15 protein-coding genes and 1 tRNA gene are annotated in these 21822 nt (G+C 54.3%); 7 read left to right on the top strand and 9 right to left on the bottom strand.

Annotation, left to right across the window (positions count from 1 at the left end; genetic code table 11):
* The first annotated feature begins 15 nt into the window (after window positions 1-15).
* A complete protein-coding gene (locus tag SH287x_RS16410) occupies window positions 16-810 on the top strand; it encodes a helix-turn-helix domain-containing protein (RefSeq protein ID WP_479515465.1) in 795 nt (264 codons plus the stop codon).
* Between the two features lie 433 nt (window positions 811-1243).
* On the opposite strand, the gene SH287x_RS16405 is transcribed toward SH287x_RS16410, so the two are convergent.
* Window positions 1244-1317 (bottom strand) — tRNA-Val (locus SH287x_RS16405).
* Between the two features lie 395 nt (window positions 1318-1712).
* On the opposite strand from SH287x_RS16405, the gene SH287x_RS16400 reads away from it, so the two are divergent.
* Window positions 1713-4007: a hypothetical protein gene (locus tag SH287x_RS16400; RefSeq protein WP_479515464.1), complete on the top strand. Its 2295-nt coding sequence runs from the start codon at window positions 1713-1715 to the stop codon at window positions 4005-4007.
* On the opposite strand, the gene SH287x_RS16395 is transcribed toward SH287x_RS16400, so the two are convergent.
* The 4 genes from SH287x_RS16395 to SH287x_RS16380 all read right to left on the bottom strand — a co-directional run bounded on the left by SH287x_RS16395 (window position 3982) and on the right by SH287x_RS16380 (window position 11676).
* Window positions 3982-5067, bottom strand: a complete 1086-nt coding sequence (locus SH287x_RS16395; RefSeq protein WP_479515463.1) for a lysylphosphatidylglycerol synthase transmembrane domain-containing protein — start codon at window positions 5065-5067, stop codon at window positions 3982-3984. The two genes, SH287x_RS16400 and SH287x_RS16395, sit on opposite strands and share 26 nt — an antisense overlap.
* A gap of 174 nt (window positions 5068-5241) precedes the next feature.
* The gene (locus tag SH287x_RS16390; protein ID WP_479515462.1) at window positions 5242-10053 is read right to left on the bottom strand and encodes an outer membrane protein assembly factor BamB family protein; all 4812 of its coding nucleotides are present in this window, start codon (window positions 10051-10053) and stop codon (window positions 5242-5244) included.
* Between the two features lie 69 nt (window positions 10054-10122).
* Window positions 10123-10677, bottom strand: coding sequence for an RNA polymerase sigma factor (locus SH287x_RS16385; protein ID WP_479515461.1), 555 nt, complete (start codon window positions 10675-10677; stop codon window positions 10123-10125).
* 174 nt (window positions 10678-10851) lie between these two features.
* Window positions 10852-11676, bottom strand: a complete 825-nt coding sequence (locus SH287x_RS16380; RefSeq protein ID WP_479515460.1) for an alpha/beta hydrolase — start codon at window positions 11674-11676, stop codon at window positions 10852-10854.
* 301 nt (window positions 11677-11977) lie between these two features.
* On the opposite strand from SH287x_RS16380, the gene SH287x_RS16375 reads away from it, so the two are divergent.
* Together SH287x_RS16375 and SH287x_RS16370 are read left to right on the top strand one after the other, a co-directional pair.
* Window positions 11978-12913 carry a DUF1559 domain-containing protein gene (locus SH287x_RS16375; RefSeq protein ID WP_479515459.1) on the top strand — a complete coding sequence of 312 codons (936 nt, stop codon included), beginning with the start codon at window positions 11978-11980 and terminating at the stop codon, window positions 12911-12913.
* A gap of 126 nt (window positions 12914-13039) precedes the next feature.
* On the top strand, window positions 13040-13486 hold the full coding sequence (locus SH287x_RS16370) for a hypothetical protein (RefSeq protein ID WP_479515458.1): 447 nt from the start codon (window positions 13040-13042) through the stop codon (window positions 13484-13486).
* A 1244-nt stretch (window positions 13487-14730) separates the two neighbouring features.
* Here SH287x_RS16370 and SH287x_RS16365 read toward each other — a convergent pair.
* Window positions 14731-16614 carry an ATP-binding protein gene (locus SH287x_RS16365; protein ID WP_479515457.1) on the bottom strand — a complete coding sequence of 628 codons (1884 nt, stop codon included), beginning with the start codon at window positions 16612-16614 and terminating at the stop codon, window positions 14731-14733.
* 202 nt (window positions 16615-16816) lie between these two features.
* Between SH287x_RS16365 and rpmA the strand changes: the two genes are divergently transcribed.
* On the top strand, window positions 16817-17086 hold the full coding sequence (gene rpmA, locus SH287x_RS16360) for a 50S ribosomal protein L27 (RefSeq protein WP_479515456.1): 270 nt from the start codon (window positions 16817-16819) through the stop codon (window positions 17084-17086).
* 553 nt (window positions 17087-17639) lie between these two features.
* Complete coding sequence (locus SH287x_RS16355) at window positions 17640-17963, top strand: tetratricopeptide repeat protein (RefSeq protein ID WP_479515455.1); 324 nt, start codon at window positions 17640-17642, stop codon at window positions 17961-17963.
* Between the two features lie 250 nt (window positions 17964-18213).
* Here the strand turns inward: SH287x_RS16355 and SH287x_RS16350 are convergent, their stop codons facing one another.
* Both SH287x_RS16350 and SH287x_RS16345 read right to left on the bottom strand, forming a co-directional pair.
* The gene (locus SH287x_RS16350) at window positions 18214-18633 is read right to left on the bottom strand and encodes a hypothetical protein (protein ID WP_479515454.1); all 420 of its coding nucleotides are present in this window, start codon (window positions 18631-18633) and stop codon (window positions 18214-18216) included.
* Window positions 18634-18841: 208 nt separating this feature from the next.
* Entirely contained in the window at window positions 18842-19753 is a 912-nt protein-coding gene (locus SH287x_RS16345) for a DUF1559 domain-containing protein (RefSeq protein ID WP_479515453.1), read from the bottom strand.
* A gap of 259 nt (window positions 19754-20012) precedes the next feature.
* On the opposite strand from SH287x_RS16345, the gene SH287x_RS16340 reads away from it, so the two are divergent.
* Window positions 20013-20189 (top strand): hypothetical protein, encoded by a 177-nt coding sequence (locus tag SH287x_RS16340; protein WP_479515452.1) that lies wholly within the window; start codon window positions 20013-20015, stop codon window positions 20187-20189.
* 78 nt (window positions 20190-20267) lie between these two features.
* Here SH287x_RS16340 and SH287x_RS16335 read toward each other — a convergent pair whose 3' ends face one another.
* Window positions 20268-21755, bottom strand: coding sequence for a DUF1501 domain-containing protein (locus tag SH287x_RS16335; RefSeq protein ID WP_479515451.1), 1488 nt, complete (start codon window positions 21753-21755; stop codon window positions 20268-20270).
* Window positions 21756-21822: the final 67 nt, after the last annotated feature.

Genomic DNA, 21822 nt, shown 5'->3' with positions numbered 1-21822 from the left:
TGGTAAAATCCTATCATGGACACTCACATTTTGCAGAGCGAATTCTTTGATGCGATGGCCAGTACCAGGGAGATACTCGACATTTTGAGTCACATTCCCGGGGCGATGTTCATGATCAAAAACCTCGACTCAAGATACATCTTTATGAGCCGGGCACTGCGGGAAGCCATCAATTTGCACCCCAGTCAGGAGGTCGTGGGGAAGACTGACTTCGATCTGTTTCCAGCCATCATCGCGGAAAGTTACCGCCAGAACGACCTTCTGGTTCTGCGTGATGGCCAGACCCTGATTAACGAAGTCCATGTCATGACTTTTTTCGCTGGTCAGGCAAAATGGTTTTTTTCCAGCAAATACCCAGTCCTGGATAAGCACCAGAAGATCATCGGGCTGGTCACGATCAACTCACTTTACGACCAGGCGATGGGGCAGGACTCTGAACTTAATCAACTCTTACCCGCTATTGACTACGTGACCAAGAACTTTGAACACAAGTTAATGATTTCCGAACTCGCAGAAAAATGTCGGATATCGGAAAGTCACTTCATGCGCATCTTCAAGCAACGCATGAAAATCACCGCCCACGACTTTCTGGAACGCGTTCGCATGTACCACGCAATCCACGCCGTAAAACACTCTCACGCTTCAATCGCGTCAATCGCCCACAGCTGCGGATTCTATGACCACAGCTCATTCATCAAACGATTCAAAAAAATGACCGGCACCACCCCCCTCCGATACCGTCACGAATTTCAGAGACAGCATCTCGATGATGCAAGGATTGTGTTTCCAGATTCATTTCCAAAGTCATAGAACTCGTCCAGTGTCAGTAAGAGACAAGGACTTTCGATAAACAAACGAGCCAGGAACGAATGGCAGGGTGGGTCAGGTTGCCCGTTTTCGAGCGACCTGTGTGCTGGAAGCACAGGTCGCAGATTGTCGATAAAACAAGGCATATTGTTGCATCTATTGAGTGCCATTTCTCAACATGTGAGCTAAGGCATTGAAAGCATTCAGATAGCCCATTTCAATCACTTTAACCTCTTGTGGCGTTGCCACCCAGGTAGACTGAGTACAGTCAACATGGCTACGCCTGCGCCGCCGAAGCGGCAGGCGGGAGCCTGCCCTACGTAGCCGGCAAACTGTTGCCGGGAAAAATGACAAACCCCACAAAACGCTGGCTTGGGGGCCATGGGGTTTTGCGGGGTTATGATGCCTGTTGATGAGGCTTGTGAAATGGCTTCGATGGGCGGTGAGGGACTCGAACCCCCGACATTCACGGTGTAAGCGTGACGCTCTAACCAACTGAGCTAACCGCCCGCATCACCAACCCCTTGACAAGGGGTTTATGGCGGACTGAAAGAAGTATAAGCGATCAGCCTCTGGCGAACAACTGCCTGCCACAACAACTGGCAACCTCTGATATCAGAATGGGTTACAGCAATTTCCCAAGAGATTCCTCCCGTTCATACGCCATTCGTGAAGGCAGGGCAAGCTGTGCTGGCCGCCCATGCTGTTGGTCTCTGGCTGTCAGATTTCCCTGCCTGGGCACAATGGGGCTTTGTATTGGCGCCTGGTGTGAGGTAACCTCCTATTTTGTCAGATGTTACAACGGGTTGAGCCACATCCCTCTCACAGCGGCTAAGTTCTCGAATTGCTGGCATTCGTCGGGCAATAACCCATGTCCGTTTTGCTTGCAACGGGGTCTTCGTGCGATGACATCCCTTCCTGATTTTTTTCGCCGTATCCTGCGTCGATCTCACTCATTTACCGATACCCATCACATGAACCGGCGGATGAATTCTCCTGTCGTACTCTGGCTTCAATTCGCGGGCGTGGCGGTCGCCACGGGGCTGTTCGCTGTCAGCGCTACGATTCAAGAGCGTCTCGCCAGCTTGGAACCATTCGTCGCCACACTCCTGTGGGCAGGTTTGTTACTCGTCATCTGGCGGCAGATTCGTCAGCGGGAACAAGCCACCAACAGGCCTGAAGTTACCCTGCTTGGCGAGAATCGTTGGTCTGCCTTCAAAACCGTGTTGGCATCAATTGTGATCACTTTTCTGTTGTTGGTGCCTGTCGCGCGGGCCTGGCAGCAGCCTTCTGTTCACGGCAGTCTGGTGGGGGGGATCCTCCCGAGAAACGACGCCGCCGGTTACTACCAGGGAGCATTGGAACTTCTGGAAGGTGAGCCTTTGGGGGCTTGGCCAAGTCGTCGACCCATCAATTCGGCCTGGCTGGCCGTTCGTTTTTGGCTGACGGGTTCATGGGAAGGGGCGATCCTGTTTCAAGTCGGGTTGTTAGCCGCGAGCTGGTTTGTCATGAACCAGGCGTTGCGGCGGGCAAGGCTCCCATTCGCCCTTCGATATGCCAGCTTTGTCTTCGTTGAACGCTTCAGCAGCGACATGTCATCCGCCATGCTGTCGGAACCGCTGGGACTGACGTTGGCCATGTTGTCCATGGCATTGCTGTTGCCTGCCATCCAGTCGGGACTGCGAGCGAAGCATGCCATTTTGCACTATTCACTGGGGAGCGGACTGTTGGCGCTGGGTTTATCGGCCCGGCCTGGTGCCATGTTCGTTCTCGTGGGACAAACCCTTTGGCCACTGCTGCTGATCCTTCCCCGTTTTGCCAGATTGGTTCCAGGGGCACCAAAGACCGAAGTTGCGGCGCGGCGGCATTTTCTGACGAAAAGCGACCCTCTCGCCATCTCGCCTTCCATCGCGGTCAGTCCACCACATCAGCAAGCCTCGCTCACCACGAAGCTCCTGGCGACAGCTTGCGCGCTGGCCATGATGGTGGCCGCTTTGACCGTGCAACCGCTTCTCAACGGCTGGTACGGGACAGGGTATTCGCTGGGACAGGGGAGTTTTGCTCATACGATCTATGGTTTGACAACGGGACAACCGGGCTGGAGCCGCGTTTTCGACGATCATCCCGAGGTGCGCACACTCCCCGATGACCGGGCGCAGGTGAAGCGGATCTACGAATTGACCTGGGACGCTTATCGGGAGCACCCTTCCCGCATCGTGCTGGGATGTTTGCGTGGCTGGCAGATGTCGGCCAAATGGATCGTGACATCGGTGATTGAGTGGCTCAAACTTCCTTCACGCTGGCTGGGGTTGCTGGTGGTTTCTGCGTGCGGATTGTGGCTGCTTTGGAAGGCCCGTATTCGACAACGAGATGATCTTTCACTGTATCTGGTGGTGCAGTGTGTGGTGACGTTCGTGTCGCTGCCGTTCTTTTTGCCGGATACCGGGATTCGTGGATTGGCAGCGACGTGGCCGCTGTGCATTCTGATTCTGCTGATGGGGCTGATCCCGTTGCACTCCACTACCCCAAAGCCAGACGTTTCTGGGAGTGATGAGACTGGGGCCGATGAGACCGGGAGCGATGAGACTGATCAGCCAAACGAACCTGTCAAACCTCTGGCCACGCAGCTTCTTACCACCGAAAAGCTTCGTGGGAAGCAGCGACTGTTACGGCATGTTTCTCTCGAAAAACTTCGAGGCTGTTTCGATACGTCTCAAATGATGGCCATGGGATTGGCCACCATGATCACAGCCAGTGCCTTGCTGCTCCCCTGGTCATGGCGAAGTGATCAAAAAGCGTCTCGCCGACAACCTGCCCAAGGCGTGGCAATTATTGTCTATGACCCTGAGAAATGTGACGACAACAAATTGAAACATGCGATGAAGTCGTCACCCTGGCCGCGATGGATCCGCTCCCAGTCACTGGTGGATAGCTGGCCCGAACCGATCCCCGGTGAACTGATTGACGCACTTCTCGAACACCCGCTCTGGCAACTGCAGGCTCAACTCGAACCGGCCGATCCCCAAAATCCTGACAGTCGCTCACGCCTGCGATGGGAACTCACACCCGGGCAATTTGAGACCCGGCCAAATTCTGTCCGCTACACCTTTGGCCCGCTGGAAACAAACAGTGAAGTGTGTTTTTTCGTCCCTGGCCTGTATCAACAGTTATGTATCAAATGGATCGATCAGAAACGCTGACATCCGTTTCTACCACAGAGTCTTCTCTCACTTGATGACGTTCATGACGAACCAGGCACAAGGCCCCTGCTCCTAATGATTCGCCGAGAAAACTGGCCAGTCGGGCGAGAATCGTCATGACGGCAATTTGTGGCGGAGTGAGCATGTCCTGCTGTGAAAGGATCTCGACCATCAACCATTCCCGTGGCCCCAGACCGCCGGGAGCAAAGAAGACCAGAAACCCGCCAACGCTGCTGATCGTCGCGGCTGCCAGACAATTTCCCAGATGCGGCCATGATTGTTCAGGCAGACTGACGCTTTGCCACAGGCATGCCAAAGCCATTCCCTGAATCAACCAACTGAGACTCAGAATCGCCAGCAGACTTAATAATTGGGGCGAGCTGATCGCGATAGGCAGCGTTCCCGTGACCGCCGAGGCCATCTTGCGCGACAGCAGGTTCATCAGCCGCGTCACCACCGGCAACGAGATCAGGAGCATGCCGACAATGGCCAGCGGCCACAGCCACCAATATCTTTCCGGCAGCATCCAGTCTTTCAACACCTCTTTCAAACCCAGGGGAAGAAACATGGCAGCCCAGAAGGCTCCTGTCGCCATGAACGCCAGCGATTCATACCCCGCTGTCAAAACGCCTAACCGCAAGGGAATGCCTGCGTCATCTCGCACCACCCAGCCGCGGATCGCCAGAACCATCGCTTTGCCGGGAACATACTTGCCAAAGTGACCCAGATAGTGAGCCTTGGCGATGGTCAACAGGGGGGCTGTCTGATGACACAATCGCAACAGGCGGCGCCACGCGAAGATGGTGGGCACCCAACTGAACGCGAACAGTCCCACGGCTCCAATGAAATACCACCAGTTCACCGTCAGCGTGTGGGCCTGGCCTTCCCGCCACATGTGCAGCAACTGCCGACCCACAAAGACCAGCACTATTACAAACACAACCCACTTCAGAACATTTCGCAGAATGTGCGGTTTTTGAACCGGCACAGGGTTGAGATCAATGGCAGTCTCCGGTTCAGGCAGAGGTTCTCGTGGTGGTTCAGACTGCGGATCAGACACGACAGCATCAACTCATTCTGGGAGAAAAATTAGTCAGTTTTTGATGCATTCCGTCGGAACTCCATGCACCCGACCTGGCTCATTAATTCTGTTGGAATCGAACCAGACACGGAAAACCATCGGAGACTCGCCGGGTTTGTGCAACATCAAAACCGTGTTTCACAGGGAGAATCTTCATTCCCAGAGAAATCGGCCCTGTTCCCAAAGAGATTCTGCCGTCTGAGAGGTCAGCGATGTTTGTCCAATTGTGACAAGAACTTGACGGCCACGCACCGAAGAAAGATCCAACTCCCAGTCGACAGTCTCCTTCGGCCCGATCTCGCGGCGGGCGATTTCCTGCCCGTCCGCACGAGCCACCAACTCCAGCTTCTGGCCCGTCACTTCACTGATCCTGGCGAGATAGCGAACATCTCCCTCCAGTGGGACTTTAATGATCCGGCCCAGCACCAACTGCTGCCGGGGAGCAGACCGGAGCGAGATCCCAGAGAGTTCTGCCCGACGTCCGATGCGGCCAGAGGTCTCACCCGCCAGATCAAAGCCAGTCATCTGTTGCAGCGCCATCCGCTCGCGAGACTCGTCGTTGCCAGACCATGCCGAGGGCCAGGCCATGACCGCGCTCCATGATCGGCGAGGCTCACTTTCCGTTGAAGGCTTCAATTCCCACAAATCACGTTTCAGCTTGGTTCCCTGACCGACCCACGCAAACAACCGGGAATCCAATGAGAAAAGCTGACCGACGAACAGGTCATCTCCTTCGAAGCCTTCAATGGGGATGCGATGGGTTAAGCGTCCCGAATCTTGATCAACCCAAACCGCTTCCAAACCCATTTTTCCGTTCATTCCACGTTGCCGGCGGGTGATGATAAAACGATCCGAGTCGAGGGCAAAACCATCCAGCAGATCGGAAATCTCGGTCTGCCAGCGAATCGCGCCCGATTTGGTCTCAATCGCCACCAACCCCCGGTTCGACTTACCCAACCAGAGTCCACCTTCAATCCCCAGTCGCCCGATCAAACCATTGATGGGGGTCATCCAGCGGGTTGCGCCCGTCTGGGCATCCAACGCGATGACACCATGAGTCCCCGGCGGTTCCACAATCAGTAATTCACCATCCAAAGCGGGAGGATTTACCAGTTTGTTGTAGTCCCGGTCATCGATCGTACGAGGGATCCACGTGTGCTGCTTCAACCAGAGAATCTCTCCATGGTGTGAAAGGCAGGCACTCAGCCCGGGGGCCGAAATGTAGAGGCGGCGGTCGGCGATCGTCGATGTGATCAGGAACTGGCCTGGCAGCAGATCCCGCACACGGAAGAGAGGTGTTGCTTCCAGTAACTGGCCTGTCATCGCATCCAGCAAATGCCACTCGATGGAAACAACTTCACTTTCAATCCGTCGCTCGACAATCACGCCCAGCCTGGAAAACTGGGGCCAGGGATCAGTGAGAATGCTGGCACGCTCATTGTTTCCACTTTCAGAAGCACCACGATATGTCCAGCGTGTGTTGCCGTTCGAGAGATCCATCGCCACCAGTTCAACACCATCTTTCTCGATACGTCGCACCAGCAGTTGATTGCCTTGCCGCACGGGAGGGAACGGAAGATGTGTGTAAGCCAGCGTGGAACCTTGCTCGCCATTGACCTCGTTCTTCCATTGCTCCGCAAGGGTTGCCCGGTCATACGATCTTGTCTCAAAGCGGTTATGAACAATCAGCGACGAATCAATGACGCTGGTCGACATCTGTCGTGACCAGTGATCTCCATAGCGATGATCTTTGCGATCCGTCTCACGTCCACCCATCGGGATCAGGCTCAGAACCTGATTGGCGTTCCATTGTTGAGGGCTTGGTACGGGATTCATGGAGACAGATTCCGATGGCGTCCCTTGTGTGGCCATGACCTGCTGTTGCAGATAACCACGTGCCTGCGACAGCGTTTCCATCGAAACACCAGCCGGGAACGAACTGCGCGCCTGTTGAAACAGCGACTGAAGCTCGTCTTCTTTTGGAAGAGAAATCCCCATCAACCAGAGCCGAAGCTGGATGGCTTCCTCGACTTGAGAATCAGGAAGATGGCTCCCTGCAATAAAATGCTCCTGGGCATCCAGCCAGTTGCCGGCCGAGAACGCACGGTCTCCCAACCAGAGATGGGCCTGAGCGGCTGCGGGTGTCTGCGAGAATTGCAGCGTGATCGCTTCGATGGATGTGACATTCCCGTCGGCAATCGCCTGACGCACACGCACATCGCCCGCCGCTCCCATTTGATCCCGCATGGCCGCTAATAAGGCCGGATACTGCTTCATCACTCGTTCGACAGCAGCCGGCAACGAAACAAACAATTGAGGGTCGGTGGCGACAGGCAGCAGCTCGCCCTGATCCGTCGCCACCAGGCTGGCAATCACCCGGCAACCATCCAGAAAGGCTTCACCATCCAGTGCCGCCTGTAACTCGGCACTGGCGTTGTAACCTTCTTTGCTCAGTTGCAATAAGAGCGGATGTCGCCAGCTTCGCAGCATGACGGGCGAGTTTTCTGAATTGGCTGATAAAGCTTGCAGCCATTTCATCCGCTTCACCATCAACTCAATAGGATAGGGAGGATTCTGATCAGGGTGCACCATTTCCCAGCGGGCCAGCAGTTCGTTCGCCGTCACTTTTTGCTGGTCTAATGTCCCCAGAAGAATGGCTTCTGTGAGAGCCTGCGAATCACGACGCACCAGAGCCTGCCAGGGATTGGCATTGGTCCATAGCGGTGTCTTAGCCCAGATCGCCAGTGCGTCATTGTTTTCGACCCACGCCGGCCCTTGAACAGTGTCAACGGCGATCTCACCAAACAGATTGATGAATTCCCGGGCACGCCCTTCATCCCAGGCAGACTGCATGATCAATAGTCGGGAAGCCGCTTTCATCCGGTCGATTGCCGAACGTGGCGTTGTTTCCAACGCGGAGAGCAACCGCTTCTGAATTTTGCGGGAGAGATCTTTTGAGACATCCTGCGAGAGCGTCCAGACTGCCGACGCAACCAGCCATTCTTCAGGGGAAACACCCGTCGGGCATTGTCCGACAACCTGAGAAACCCACTGGGAATATTCCAGTGAAGGGGTCAGTGTAGGCTGCGGCCCTTCATTCTTTAGCCGGGCCAGCACTCCCTGATCCGCTATCGTTTCCATGGCTTGTGCCGGATGAATGACGATGTTTTCCAGCTCGATCATTCGCGCCTGATCGCCGCGCAGACAAAAGACTCCCAGCGTCGCTACAGGCTCCAGAGGAACATCATGATTGAATCCGTCCGGCAGGGGACTCCAGTTTACCCCGTCCGGACTGACGAACAGCATGAGGCCGCCCGAGTGACCAATCAGTCGCAGCCATTGATGATCTCGCAAATGAGTCACCGGCTGATGATTCGGGTCAGCATCCACCTCATCATGTCCATGGTGGGGATGCCCCAGTTGAACCAGATCCTTGCCAGTGCGACGATTGTGATAGACCTGCACGGTGGCCACCGGCTTCCCGCTGGCATTTCCCAGATACCAGCCGGTGCCTCGCGTGGCGGATTGTAATTGCACCGCCACATCGAACATCCCTTTGCCGGGCAGCGGTGTAAAACAGGCCGCAATCTGAGAGGGCGTATTGCCTGACAGCCGGATCGTGCCGTCCTCCTGCTTCTGCACCGTTCCGACACATTCGGGTGCGGTCTGCCATTCAAATTCGCTGGGAGTCGGCAGATCTTCCTGCCGCATCGTCACGAGAACGGCTGAGGGGTCACACATGGGAACATCCGAGACACGCAGGTAGTCCAGCCCTCTCAGACGAAACTGGCCATCCAGAGCGATTTCCTCCGGTTGTCCCTCGAATGGCGCCTCAAGCAACACCATCCGCTGTTTGATCAGTTTCAGTTTTCCGGCATCCCACGTCAGGTCAATCGTCCCTTGTCCCAATCGATTCCAGCCACTGCCATCCGTTGACAGGATGCCCATGCCAGCGGCTTTCCGCTCTAGCTTTTCCTGAACATCTTTGCGTTCCAGTTGAGTGGCAACCCACATGGCAGGCTGACGATGCGGGAACCAGCGCAGTTGCACCCCTTTCAACCCCGACCAGACGGTGATGGCCAGTTCATTGGTATCGAAGAGAGCCAGCCGCAGGCAGGTGTCAGCCTGCCAGGGGGCTTTCAGTCGAGCCGCTCCATTCATCTGGAGGGTGGGAATCCGCTGATGCTGGTGTTCCTGAAGATCCAGGCCATGTCCCGACGCCGGTTCAAACCAGTCGAGGAACGTTGATTTCTGTAATCGATCCAGCCGCATGGAGGAGAGGTTAGCTGCAAACAGCGAATCACGATAACTGACAGGAACCGCATCGTCTGCCAGCCAGGCAGCCCAAGGAGCCGGCGCGATTTCTACGATTGGGGCTTCGGCGGGAACAGATTCTTTAACCATCTCATTGAGGGCTGGTTGCGGGATGGTTGTTGAAGCCATGGCCGGGACATTGGCCGCTTCCTGCTTCACAGCAACCGCCATGTCACTCCCACGCAGGTCGGCCAGTTGCTGGCTACTGGCTTGAGCATCGACCGGGTTTGAAGTTCCCGGCGCAGGCCGTCCTTCACTTCCTTTGATCACTGCCTCGTTCTGTTCCGAGATGGCGGAGGCAAGCGGTTGATTCACAGCAGGAGGCAGCACGCGTGGCCAGACAATGAATCCCACGCCCCCCACAATCATCATGCAGGCCATCAATCCCACAAGAGTCCAGAGGCGTCGCATGTTCTTGCCAGCGGCCGCCTGCTGCTTGTCAGCCGCTCTGAGCAGGATCTTTTCCACTGACAGGTCAATCGGTGCATAGTGCGTGCTCAGTGCTTCCTGTAAAGCAATGTTCTCGCCCAGCACCTGTTGCAACTCCGTCGAGAAGGGAAGTCGCTGGCGCAACAGGGCAATCTCCTGAGAGGTCAATTCCTCGGGAGTTTTTTCCTGGACGAGTCGGAGAAGATCTTGGTCACTCGTCATGGCATACGGCTCGCAGACTGATCGAAAGAGAGAAACGACAGGAATTCATGAAGGGAAAAAGGCCAGCACTCACAATTGTTTGAGCTTGTGTTCCAGACACGTTTTGAGTGCCAATCGGGCGCGATGCACCAGAAGCTTGATCGCTCCTTCACTGCGCCGCAGCGTGGTGCCGATATCGCACAGTTTTTGTTCAGAACGGTATTTCAATTCGATCGCTTGTCGGGCACTGGGGCCAAGGGCGTCCAGGCAATGCGGCAGGTTCTCCAGAACATCGGCATCAAGCGAACTGGCTGCTCCTCCCGTGAGTGTTTCCAGTTCAAAGCAGAGTTCTGTCCAACCCACTTCGCGCCGGCGGCGGACATCGCGAATCCATTCTCTCAAGACGTTTCGGGCAATCCCTAATAGCCAGGGCCGGATGAGTGAAGCCGAATCAAACCTGGCCCTCGCTTCATAGAATCGAAGAAATACTTCCTGAGCCAGGTCATCGGCATCCACGGGTTGCGCCAACCGCGCTCGTAAAAATCCATAGACAGCCCGCTGATGAAGATCAATCACTTGAGAAAAGGCGGAACGATCCCCTTCCTGGACTCGCCGCATCAATTCCTGGTCAACCGCTGACACCATCCGCACAGGCTCAATGTTGAAGACAGATGACAATTTAACGAAAGTGCGAGGTCAAACAGTAGGGGGCATGCCAATGCACCAATTTGGCTTTTTCATCGTCACCGACGAGCATGGTGCTGCCTGGTGACTGGCCACGACTTGGGTATTGGTTACGACGACCTGAAGACCCCCAACTTAGTCATCCACTGGTGACTCTTGAATCAATTGCTCGATTCGTTTCGCCAATTCCGTGACAACCTGCTGAGGAATTCCATGTTCCCCCCCGAATGCCCAAAAGTCCAACGGAATTCCAGAGGATTCCATGAGCTGCCCTAACATCTGGGCACCCACAATCGGCAACACCGGATCATACTTTCCATGCGACTGAAAGACGGCCAACCGGGAGGAAAGATCACCCGCACTCGACAGAAACTTTGTCCACTCCGGACGGCAGATCAACGCCCCCGACATCACAACCAGCAATCGCGGCGACAGCAATCCCGTCAGCGTCAGATGCGTGGAAATCATCGCCCCCTGCGAGAATCCTCCCAGAATCAACCGATCTTCGCTCAGTCCCAACGCCGCCAGACGCTCTACAATCCCCGCTTTCAATTGAGCGGCTGCTTCCACCAATCCGGGCGGGGTCTCATCGACCAGTTCCAGCAGGTTACCTGATTGCGTGATCTGCAACAGTCGCTGCATGTTGATCGGCCACCAGGCCCGACCTCCCGGCATCCCCAACTCTGCCAGATCGTTGGGTGCCTCAGGAAATACAAACTCCACCTGCTCAGCCAGTTCCGGCACCTCATCCGCGATGACCTCCGCCAGCCCCACCAGATCAGTACCAGGAGCACCGTAGCCATGGCACAGCACCATCAACCAGCGCGGCCGTTCTGGTGAGAAAGCCACAGCCTTGAGAGAACCAAACGCAATGAACTGAGGATCTTGCATCGACAACCAGTCAGATTCGAGAAAACACAACGGGAACAGCAACAACCCCTGAGATTGGAGCAAAAACACCAGGGGAGTTTCAATTCTGATTTGACAGGTTCAGCAAAGAGTGGTGAGCAGGCCAACGAGCCTGCGGACAAACTCAACAACCGGTCAGGACAGAGTGGTCGTATCACAAAGCTGACAGAAGAAAATCACACAATCTTAACAATTTGTTTTTGAAACGTTTCTTTTTTCGTGTTTTGATCTTTCACAATATGTAAAAAGTGAATCAGCCAGCGTTGATGACATCGCACACAAGATGTCACACAGTAATCGCTTTAGTATGTATGCTAGAGGTTTTTTGAACACGTCTCACTGAAAGAGCCTGATGAAGTCAAATCTGTACCATCGCACGAGAGCCTTTACACTGATCGAGTTGTTGGTGGTGATTGCGATTATCGCCATCCTGATTGCTCTGCTGCTCCCCGCAGTTCAACAAGCCCGGGAAGCCGCCCGACGGGCGCAGTGCCAGAACAACCTGAAGCAAATGGGGCTGGCGATCCATAATTATCACGATATCTATCAGAAGTTACCTGTAGGCGCACAATACAGGCCGGGAAACGGAACACTGAGTAGCTGGAGTTGGGGATTCGCGATTTTGCCACAGTTGGAGTTGGCAGCACTCTTTAACGAGTTGGGTGGTGGAGTGATCCCTCCGGGAGCAGCGACAGGAAACATGACGCGATCACTCACTCCTTTTCGTTGCCCATCGGATGTTGCGGTCAGTGGTGTCAATCCTAATCGGGGTAACTACTCCATCAGCAACTATGTCGCCGTTAATAACAATGGCAACGTCTCACCCGGGCCACTCTCCGACAGACCGGCTGCCGATTACGGCAAGTTTTCTCCCACAAATGTCGGAGATGCCAACTACCGACGGCATATTGGAGCATTCTCGGCTGATACGAATCATTCGTTTCGCGATATCACTGACGGTATGAGTAACTCGCTGATGATTGGCGAGCGAGCAACCAGAACATCATCAACCAAAGCGAATACTGCTGGTCTGGCGCTCCTCGTGAGAGACCGTCGCAATAATGGCACCGACGTCCTGGGGGGAGGTGCCGCTGCTATCAACGGAACTGGTAGTGGCCAGATCTTTTCAAGTCCTCACACAGGCGGCGCCTTTTTCCTGCTCGGAGATGGTGGCGTGCGATTCATCAACGAAAATATCTCCCATATCCCTCACACGAGTCCTTCCGAATCAAACCTCTTGGGCAAGCTGATCGGGATCGCTGATGGACTTGTGGTCGGTGAGTTTTAATCCGTCACTCAGGGCTTGATTTTTTCCATCATCAGGGAAGAAGGCAGACGGAATGTTTGCCTTCTTCCCTGTAGGCATCGCGACCTGCTCTCCCTATCCACTTAAATTATTGATAATGACGGGCCTATGAACAAAATACGTGATTGCCAGTGTCTATTATTTTCTTTAATGATAGGGGTTCTCGGGATTTCAGGGTGTGGTAACAGTCCCAGCTTTATCTATGCTCCTGTTTCAGGAAGAGTCACCCTGGATGACAAACCCCTCGCAAAAGTCGGTGTTCTTTTCTTTCCGCAGCCAGAACCCGGTGTCAAGAATGGATTGGTTGGCAGGTATTCCTATGCACTGACAGATGATAAAGGGAACTTCACCTTAAAAACCATTGATGAAGAATCCGGCGCAAGAATAGGAAAGCATATCGTTTTTATTAAAGGAGCTGGCTGGGAAGAAAACGACATGGATAAGCCTCTACGTCAAGAATTTCTGCCTGCTCGCTATCATCAGGCAGGCAGTCTCACCTTCGAGGTTCCCGACGACGGCACTTCACATGCTTTTTTCAATTTGACGAAGGATTAGACTCAGAGTCTCTCCGGGAAGACTCCCTCTCCCGCTTGCGGGAGAGGCCAAGGATGTGAAGACTGGGGTGAAGGGCCGATGAACCAGCTGTGTGCCATGCTTGCATGCTTTGGGCTGTCTTTTATACACAACTTTTTCGCCACCTGAACCGTACCACGAAATTGACATGGGTGGCCCAGGTTGCTTTGCAACCTGGGCGGCAGAGCCGTGGGAGGTTGTCTCCAGGAGGCGTTAATGAAACAAAAGGGTTCTGGCTGGCCCGCGACGCACGACCGATGACCAGTTCGGTGGTCAATTTCGTGCCATTTCCCTGCCTGCGGTAAGAAATGTTCATTCACCACTTCTGTCTACGCGAGGCAGATCATCTTTTGTTTGACCGGGTATGGTCTCGTCGGATTGACTCAAGCTGCGACCTCTCACCGGCTTTGCCGGCCCAGGTTGCAAAGCAACCTGGGCTACCCTCGCTTGGCAAGCCTGCCAACAAATGCTCAAGAAAACTTGTGTATAAACGACAGCAGCTTTGGGGCAAGCATGTGTTTTCGATCGTCAACGTGCTATTTCAAGTTGCGATTCGTATCACACGAACCATCAACGCGAATCGCGATGAACAAAACTCAAGAGAGATCCCGAACGCCAAAAAAATAACCCGGCAGCCACTGTCACCAGTAACCACCGGGCTATTAATACGGACATCAAACAATCCACGACCGATCAGAGCCGCACGGAGAGTCGCCGTCGCAAAGTTTCCCTCGCGTCAGTCTCGCCTGCAGTCTTGAGCACCTCACCCACCGGTTTCACGTTTCTGCGGAAAGTTGCAGGTTTTCAGTTTCCTGACTACCAATAGCTAATTTCCGCACTCAGTCGGCTTCATAAAGAAGTCAACGAAACACCAGCTTCGGATTCTCTCGATCGAGCTGAGAGCGCCACAGGCCTCTCAGGTCAGCAGTATCTTCCGACACCGCCAGCACAGTGCGGCCCTGATCAAGCCGCAAACCGAGGGACTTCTTCCAGATCGCAGGCCAGCACAAGGATGTGCCACCCACGAGGCGCGCCCAGCGAAGCCCCTCTATCTCACCACCCCTTGTTGCGCCGTTTTATCCCTTTCCCCGCATCTTGCGCGGGCAAAAGTCTGAGTCAGTGGGCTTTCTTATTGAAACCGCTGGAATGGGAAGGCACCAACAAGTTTCGTCGACTGGGCCAAGACCCCGCGAAATCATCTTGCGACAAAATCCTTCACTCCCCGCTCAATCCGAAATGGTGCGCATGCCGCCGGAGGGGGCCTCGTCTTCGGTGCGCGGCCAGGCGAGGACGAAGCGGGAGCCACGGTCGACTTCAGATTCCACCGTGATTTCCCCGCCATGCTCGCGAACGATCTTCTGACTCACCGCCAATCCCAGGCCTGTCCCGCGAGAACCTTTTGTCGACTCAAACATCATGAACATCTTGGAGAGATTCTCTGGCGGAATCCCCGTGCCGTTGTCCTCCACCGAGACCCACAACAAATCTCGTGTCGAGTCATAACCGGTCTTCACCGTCACCTGAGGATGATCGGCATGTTCAACAGCATCCATCGCGTTATTGACAATATTCAAAATCGCGCGATGCAAGCCTTCTGGATCAAAGGTGCTGGTGGGGATATTAATCGCTGGCTCATAGAGCAATTGCGTCTCGCCTTCTCCCGCACGCGGCTGCATCAACTCCACCACATCCTGCACCACATCATTGACATCGGCCCGTTCCATGGCGGGCTGGCGCTCTTTGGAAAAGGTCAGCATGTCCATCACCAGGTGATAGATCTTGTTCTGGTTCTTATCAACTATCCCCCAGCCTTTGCGGATCAGTTCGGTATCCGTCTGCCCCAGACCCATATCAATCAGATAGCTTCCTCCGCGCACACCTTGCAGAATGTTCTTGATGTGATGACTGAGCGTGGCGATGGTCTGACCCATGGCGGCTAATCGTTCGGACTTCACAAACGCTTCCTGAAAACGGTGATTCTCCACCGCCAGGGCGGCCTGTCGTCCAATCGCCGCCAGAAGCCGTAATTGTTCTTCATTGAAGCGGGCTTCATCGCCTCGCAGAATCAATTCCTCAGCCGATGAGGTGATGTCCAGATAAAGAACCCCCATCAGTTCGTGACGGGCCTGAAGCGGGACACACATCGCCTCACGAATGCCGGCTCGCACAATGCTCTGGGCAGTATCAAAGCGGCTGTCATGCCGGGCATCCGATGTACGAACGGCCTGCACATTCTTCACCACATAATCCACGATAGACCTTGAGACGGGAATTCGCCCTCCCTCGCCTGAAGCCTCATCCTGTTGTGAGTCGTCATCAGTCGTGACGTCTTTGGCGACAATACTGGAATCTGAGGAGGAATTTGCCGAGCGGGCCTTTCGATAACCCACGGCTGTTGGCCGAAAGGCATCCGTTTCCGGCTCGCGGAGCAGCACACAACCCCGGTCGGCTCCTAACGTATGAATGGCCAAATCCAGCATCCGCTGAAGAATCTGCTCCATTGATGATGAAGGCCGCACCGCTTCTTCTGAAATGCGATAGAGCATTTGCAGATTGATCGCTGCCTGCTGGGAAACCTCTGGCTCTCCGAGTTGTTTGCTGCCGGTAAAAGGCATGGTGCCAAAATCTTGCAGCCCCATGCCTCCCGTCAAAGCCACATGCCCGACAATACTTGACCGATCAACAGACGGGCTTTGGCTCAGCAGATCGACTCTGGCCGCAGCCTTCTTTTGGTCATCCGAGGTTCCTTGCAGGAACTGCAACAGCGACCGCCCGATCTGTATCTGATCCCCCGGCCGGAGAACTTTTGATTTGACAACCGTCCCGTTGACATAGGTGCCATTGGAACTGTTGCGATCGGTCAGAACGTACTTCCCCCCCTGGCATTCAATCTGGGCATGCGTCCGTGAGACTTCGGTGTCAAGCAGTCGGATCAGGTTGTGCAGACTCCGACCAATCGTGATCGAGGCCTCACCCAGTTCAAACCGGGTGCCCTGATCAACTCCCTGCACAATCAAAAGTGACGCGCTGGCTGTAGGAATTTTCGATCCTCCGACCTCACTGCGGGCAGATCCTGGGGGGCAAATCACGTGGGGAAGAATGAGTCGCAATTGCGTAAAAAATGCAGACGAACCGATGTTTTTCTGTAACTCCTTACAGTGATTGCTGTTGCGAAGCAATCTCCAGAGGTTGCAATTTTCTGTCCTGATGATGAAACTATGGGTTCAGTTCCCGGAATTCAATCACAGACCGTTAAGCCGCTGTCCGGACAGGGGCCTGGCGGGTTTATCAGCATCAAGAGGATTGTGGATCATGGCACATAAGAAGGGTCAGGGGTCGAGCCGTAACGGTCGTGATTCCAATGCCAAGCGACTGGGCGTCAAGAAGTTTGGCGGCCAGTTGGTCATTGCAGGCAACATTATCATTCGTCAGCGCGGGACTCGCTGGCATGCTGGCAAGAATGTTGGCATGGGCCGCGATCATACGCTCTTCTCGCTGGTTGACGGCGTGGTTTTCTTTGATCAGGAAGGCCGTCGCGTCAACATCAAGCCACAAGAAGAAGCGGTCGCCGCTGCCGTCTAGTGCCACGCTTTTTCTTGCCAAAATCAAAGCAGGTTCAAACGCAAGCCGTTTGGCCTGCTTTCTTTATTCGTGCGATGGCATGAACATCAGCCCAACGGCCTGAATGTTTCCTCTCTCTCAGAGCGGCATTAGTCTCTACACATCTCAAAAACCCCAAAATAATAGGATAAAACACGAAGCGTAGAGGGACATCACATGAAACCCAGCCATCCTGTCTTGCCTATTCTGTGAATTTAACGATCTCTTTGAGGACGTTTTTCTACTTTTTCAGAGGATGTTTTTTCGAGATCAATCTTGATTCCGAGATGTGTAGAGACCAATGCTCAGAGCGGGAATATCAGTTCGCTGGGCGGTGGCATTTCAAGGCTTGAGATTTGGCATCGTGACGCCATCAAGAGATTGCGGCGGGCATTGTAGCACAGCTTAGTCTTGAAGTTATCGCCAAGGCTTGAGTTCTGGCAGTCGGTGCGTTGGAATGTCTTCTGAGAGATATTGAAGCCCGAAATGCCTGACGATATAGGCATGAGATGACTCAGATGGAAGGAAGAGATCGATGGCCGCCGTTGATGACGCCTATGATGCTGCAATTCGTTTGAAAGATGCCGGCGACCTGGAAGGGGCCGCAGTCGGGTTGGAGAAGGTTCTCGCCGAATACCCCGAGCACGTGCTGACCCATTCTGCGCTGGCCGTGATTCTTCAGAAGCTGGGGCGTTATGATGACGCGATCGCTTATGCGAAGAAAGTGACGGAACTCGAGCCGCACGACTCGTTTTCATACACCCAGCTTTCAGTGATCTGCCAGCGCTGCGGACGCATTCCAGAAGCGGAAGACGCTCTTGCCCGCATGCGAATGATGCAATCCAGCGGCCTGCACTAACCCCCTTGCGGGGTTTGGGGCGGCGTATGAAGGCCAGTCGTTCATCCACGAATGGGGCTTACGCCGCCAGAGGCTACGCTGGCGGGAGCGGGTTGGGAGGATTTAGGTATCTGTGTTTCAGCTAGCTATCAACAACACTTCGTCGATAGCGATGTGCTACATCTCATTGTGGGCCAGCGTGTTCCACGAGGGGACACGTTTTAACAATAGGAGAATCTGGGCCTATTCCCAAATTCTCCGGGGCATGGGATTAAGGTTCCAGCGCAAAATCGAAGACGTTATTCCCCGATTTGACTTCCGCCTCCAGAATCGATTTGGCGTTGTATTTCATCGGGAGCGGATCAATTGTCTTCTTGACTTTAACATCTCCAGTCTCGCCAGTGACAGGTTCCTGAAAAATTCGCACTGTATGTTTCCCCAGAATGGCCCCAGGATGGCCTTCGGTGTATTCCATCCGATAGCTTCCATCAGTTCCTGTGGTTCCAAAGGAGGGGCGACCATCTGTTGGCAGAAATTGCACGAGCGCGCTCTCCACAGGCTTCCCCTTGAAGGTCACTTTGCCGGTGACCTGCCCGAGTTGAGGGCCAGCATTGCTACCGCAACCAGTCACGCCCAGCATCAGTACAGCTAGAAAAACAGCGCCACGACACCATGACGAATCAACTCGCATTCTTTCATCCTTCTCTGCCACAATGATTGGGAATCTTGTCTGGCAAACGACACCTTCATGAGGTTCGATTGTCGGCTTGTGTATCAGACCGTGTGGAAAGTTGTTGTCTGTCGATCTCGCTTTCCCACGTGGCGAGATGGCGCATTCGCGCCACGTGGGACGAGAACCAAGTCTCTTTCAGACGCTGATCCGTGTCTTTGCGAGGATGTTAAATCTCAGGGATCACTTCGTCACCATCCATTGTGCCCAGAGCGGCCTGGACGCGCAGGTTGATATTCTCACTCAAGAAAATGACGGCACCGTCACCTTTGAGACAATGAGTTCCGCCCCCATGCTGACTACTGGGGTTGTAGGGGGTGGTGTTGCCGTTAATGAGGTAATCGATGTCGTTGCCACTTCGTTCCATGCGCATGCGAACCTGGAACTGAGCGACAGACCCGGTGATTGCTCCAGCCGAATCGAGATGGTAACCCACCCACAATGAGCCGGCGGGACTCCCTTTCGTTCCTCGCTCAACAACAAAAACAGTGTTGCTGAGGCCATCGGTCACATCCCGGAAATTACGGGCAAGGTTGTCGACGAAAATCGATGCTCGATCACTGCCACCGTCCGTCGCCGTAGCGTTTGTGGCATGATAATGAGCGGAGTGAACACCGACATAGTTGGATTTGGCATAGATATGCCCCGCTGTCCCGCCGCCGCCCAGATCAGGATTCAAGCCTGAACCCGGATCTGATGGGCAGACAAAAGCATTAAGAATTGTCTTGGCAAAGGGTGTTGATCCCGTTGAAACCATGGCCGGCACATTTTCCCAAGGCTGATTGAACGCGCCAGACCCTGAGATCGAGTTATAGAGCGGTCCCTGATCAATATAAGGCAAAATGAAAGTGCTCCAGGCCAGTCGGTTATTCGCAATAATACCGGGGGGCAGACGATTGTGCGTGTCGTGATAATTATGGAGAGCCAACCCCAACTGCTTGAGATTGTTCTTACATTGGCTGCGACGGGCGGCTTCACGCGCCTGTTGAACGGCCGGCAACAGCAGAGCAATCAGAATGGCGATGATCGCAATCACCACCAGCAATTCAATCAGGGTAAACCCCAAACGCCGATTTCGCATGCTTGGCTCCAGAGAAAGAAAGGAGAGAAGAAGGGAGACTGAAATGGCCATCCAATGACAGCAGCGAGACTCACCGAGCTGATCAATGATTTCAAAGTCATCATTTAATGCAGAAGAAATCTGCGAACGCATCTGTCGGAATGACAAGTAAGGATGTGTTGATTTAACTTATCGAGCAGGATGCGTCCTGTCACCTACGAATCTCAAAGAAACCATTGAGATGAGTCTTTAACCTCAAAGTGTGTCAAGGATAATCAATATGTATGATGTATATGTCGCCACGCGCACGATGTGCATGGCTTATCAATCAGCCCGTGAGATTGATGGATCGATCCTTGGGGAATCCGCAGCGGCAACTCAAGAGATGAAAGTGTCTGGCCGCCGGCAACTGGTGGCCGCGAACTCGTCGTTCGTCCAACTTGAAAAGCGGGGTTGAACAGGTCGTAACGTCCCGCAGCGCAGGACGTTACGACGCATGAAGCTCCAAGATAAAGCCGTGGCAAGGCATGAGGCGTCATGCAAGAATGTCGTGGATTACATTCCCTTCGACATCGGTCAGGCGGAAGTCTCGCCCTTGCGATCGATAAGTCAGCCGTTCGTGGTTGATCCCCAGATTGTGCAGGATCGTCGCGTTTAAATCATGAATGTGCATCTTCTGGTGCTCACTCACGATGTTGTAGCTGAAGTCGTCCGTCTCACCATACACGGTGCCGGGCTTCATGCCGCCACCTGCAAACCACATGGTGAAACAACGCGGGTGATGGTCGCGGCCATAGTTCTCTTTGGTCAAAGTCCCCTGGCTATAAATGGTGCGACCGAATTCACCACCCCAGACAACCAGCGTATCATCCAGCATCCCCCGCTGCTTGAGGTCTTTAATCAGAGCGGCACAGGGTTGATCGGCTGCCTTGACCAACTGCTTGATCTGGCCGGGCAGCCCCCCATGATGATCCCATCCACGTAAGAAAATCTGAGTAAACCGCACACCCCGCTCGGCCAGACGTCGTGCCAGAAGGCAGTTATAGGCGAACGTTCCCGGTTCGTTCACTTCCGGCCCATACATCTCCAGCGTTTCTTTCGTTTCGCCCTTAAGATCCACCAGATCCGGCACCGAAGTCTGCATGCGGAAAGCCATCTCATATTGCGCAATCCGGGCGGCAATCTCGGGATCACCCATTTCCTGAAGATGCTGCTGATTCAGTTCAGCCAGCCCATCCAGCATCTGACGGCGTGATTGCGAACTGACCCCCTTGGGGTTGGAAAGATAGAGCACAGGATCACCGCTTGAACGCAGTGCGACTCCCTGATGCTTTGTCGGGAGAAAACCTGAACCCCACAATCGTGAAAACAGAGCCTGCGTTTGGGCACCGGCGGCTAACTTGGAATGCAGCACGACAAACGCGGGCAGATCCTGATTCGGGCTGCCGATGCCGTAAGACAACCACGCCCCCAGACTCGGGCGACCAGGCAGTTCACTTCCGGTCTGGATAAAGGTGATCGCGGGATCGTGATTGATCGCTTCGGTGTGCATCGACTTGACGATCGTCAGGTCATCGACAATCCCACCCAGATGTGGCAGCAGTTCGCTGATGTAAGTGCCGTTTTCACCATGCTGATTGAACTTGAACACAGAGGGCGCGATGGGGAAGCGTGACTGGCCCGAGGTCATCGTGGTGATTCGCTGACCATTCCGGATCGATTCGGGAAGGTCTTTATCGAACCAGTCGACCATCTTGGGCTTATAGTCGAAGAGATCAAGTTGTGAAGGGCCATCCGCCATAAACAGCCAGATCACCCGCTTCGCTTTCGGCGCATGATGCAGACCGGGCAGTGTGCCGAGCGATGAGAGATCAGGAGTGGCACTGCCGGCTGAATCGGGATTTGCTGCGAATAACCGGGGATTGATCAACGACGCCAGCGCGGCGCTTCCCAACCCCGCCGACGAACGGCCAAAGAAATACCGCCGGGTCATCTGCTGCCGGAGTTGTTCGTAGAGAGACATCGTGATGATCCGGGATGTTAGATGGTTGGTCTATGAAGTATGCGAATGAAAAGGAGGCGTCTAATTG

Source organism: Planctopirus sp. SH287, from assembly GCF_056500625.1.
This window is presented reverse-complemented; position numbering and strand designations above follow the sequence as displayed.

Bases quoted from the DNA above. Each gene is read 5' to 3' on its own strand.
- SH287x_RS16410 (WP_479515465.1), top strand. From the start codon at position 16: ATGGACACTCACATTTTGCAGAGCGAATTCTTTGATGCGATGGCCAGT.
- SH287x_RS16400 (WP_479515464.1), top strand. From the start codon at position 1,713: ATGACATCCCTTCCTGATTTTTTTCGCCGTATCCTGCGTCGATCTCAC.
- SH287x_RS16390 (WP_479515462.1), bottom strand. From the start codon at position 10,053: ATGACGAGTGACCAAGATCTTCTCCGACTCGTCCAGGAAAAAACTCCC.
- SH287x_RS16385 (WP_479515461.1), bottom strand. From the start codon at position 10,677: ATGGTGTCAGCGGTTGACCAGGAATTGATGCGGCGAGTCCAGGAAGGG.
- SH287x_RS16375 (WP_479515459.1), top strand. From the start codon at position 11,978: ATGAAGTCAAATCTGTACCATCGCACGAGAGCCTTTACACTGATCGAG.
- SH287x_RS16370 (WP_479515458.1), top strand. From the start codon at position 13,040: ATGAACAAAATACGTGATTGCCAGTGTCTATTATTTTCTTTAATGATA.
- rpmA (WP_479515456.1), top strand. From the start codon at position 16,817: ATGGCACATAAGAAGGGTCAGGGGTCGAGCCGTAACGGTCGTGATTCC.
- SH287x_RS16355 (WP_479515455.1), top strand. From the start codon at position 17,640: ATGGCCGCCGTTGATGACGCCTATGATGCTGCAATTCGTTTGAAAGAT.
- SH287x_RS16350 (WP_479515454.1), bottom strand. From the start codon at position 18,633: ATGCGAGTTGATTCGTCATGGTGTCGTGGCGCTGTTTTTCTAGCTGTA.
- SH287x_RS16345 (WP_479515453.1), bottom strand. From the start codon at position 19,753: ATGCGAAATCGGCGTTTGGGGTTTACCCTGATTGAATTGCTGGTGGTG.
- SH287x_RS16340 (WP_479515452.1), top strand. From the start codon at position 20,013: ATGTATGATGTATATGTCGCCACGCGCACGATGTGCATGGCTTATCAA.
- SH287x_RS16335 (WP_479515451.1), bottom strand. From the start codon at position 21,755: ATGTCTCTCTACGAACAACTCCGGCAGCAGATGACCCGGCGGTATTTC.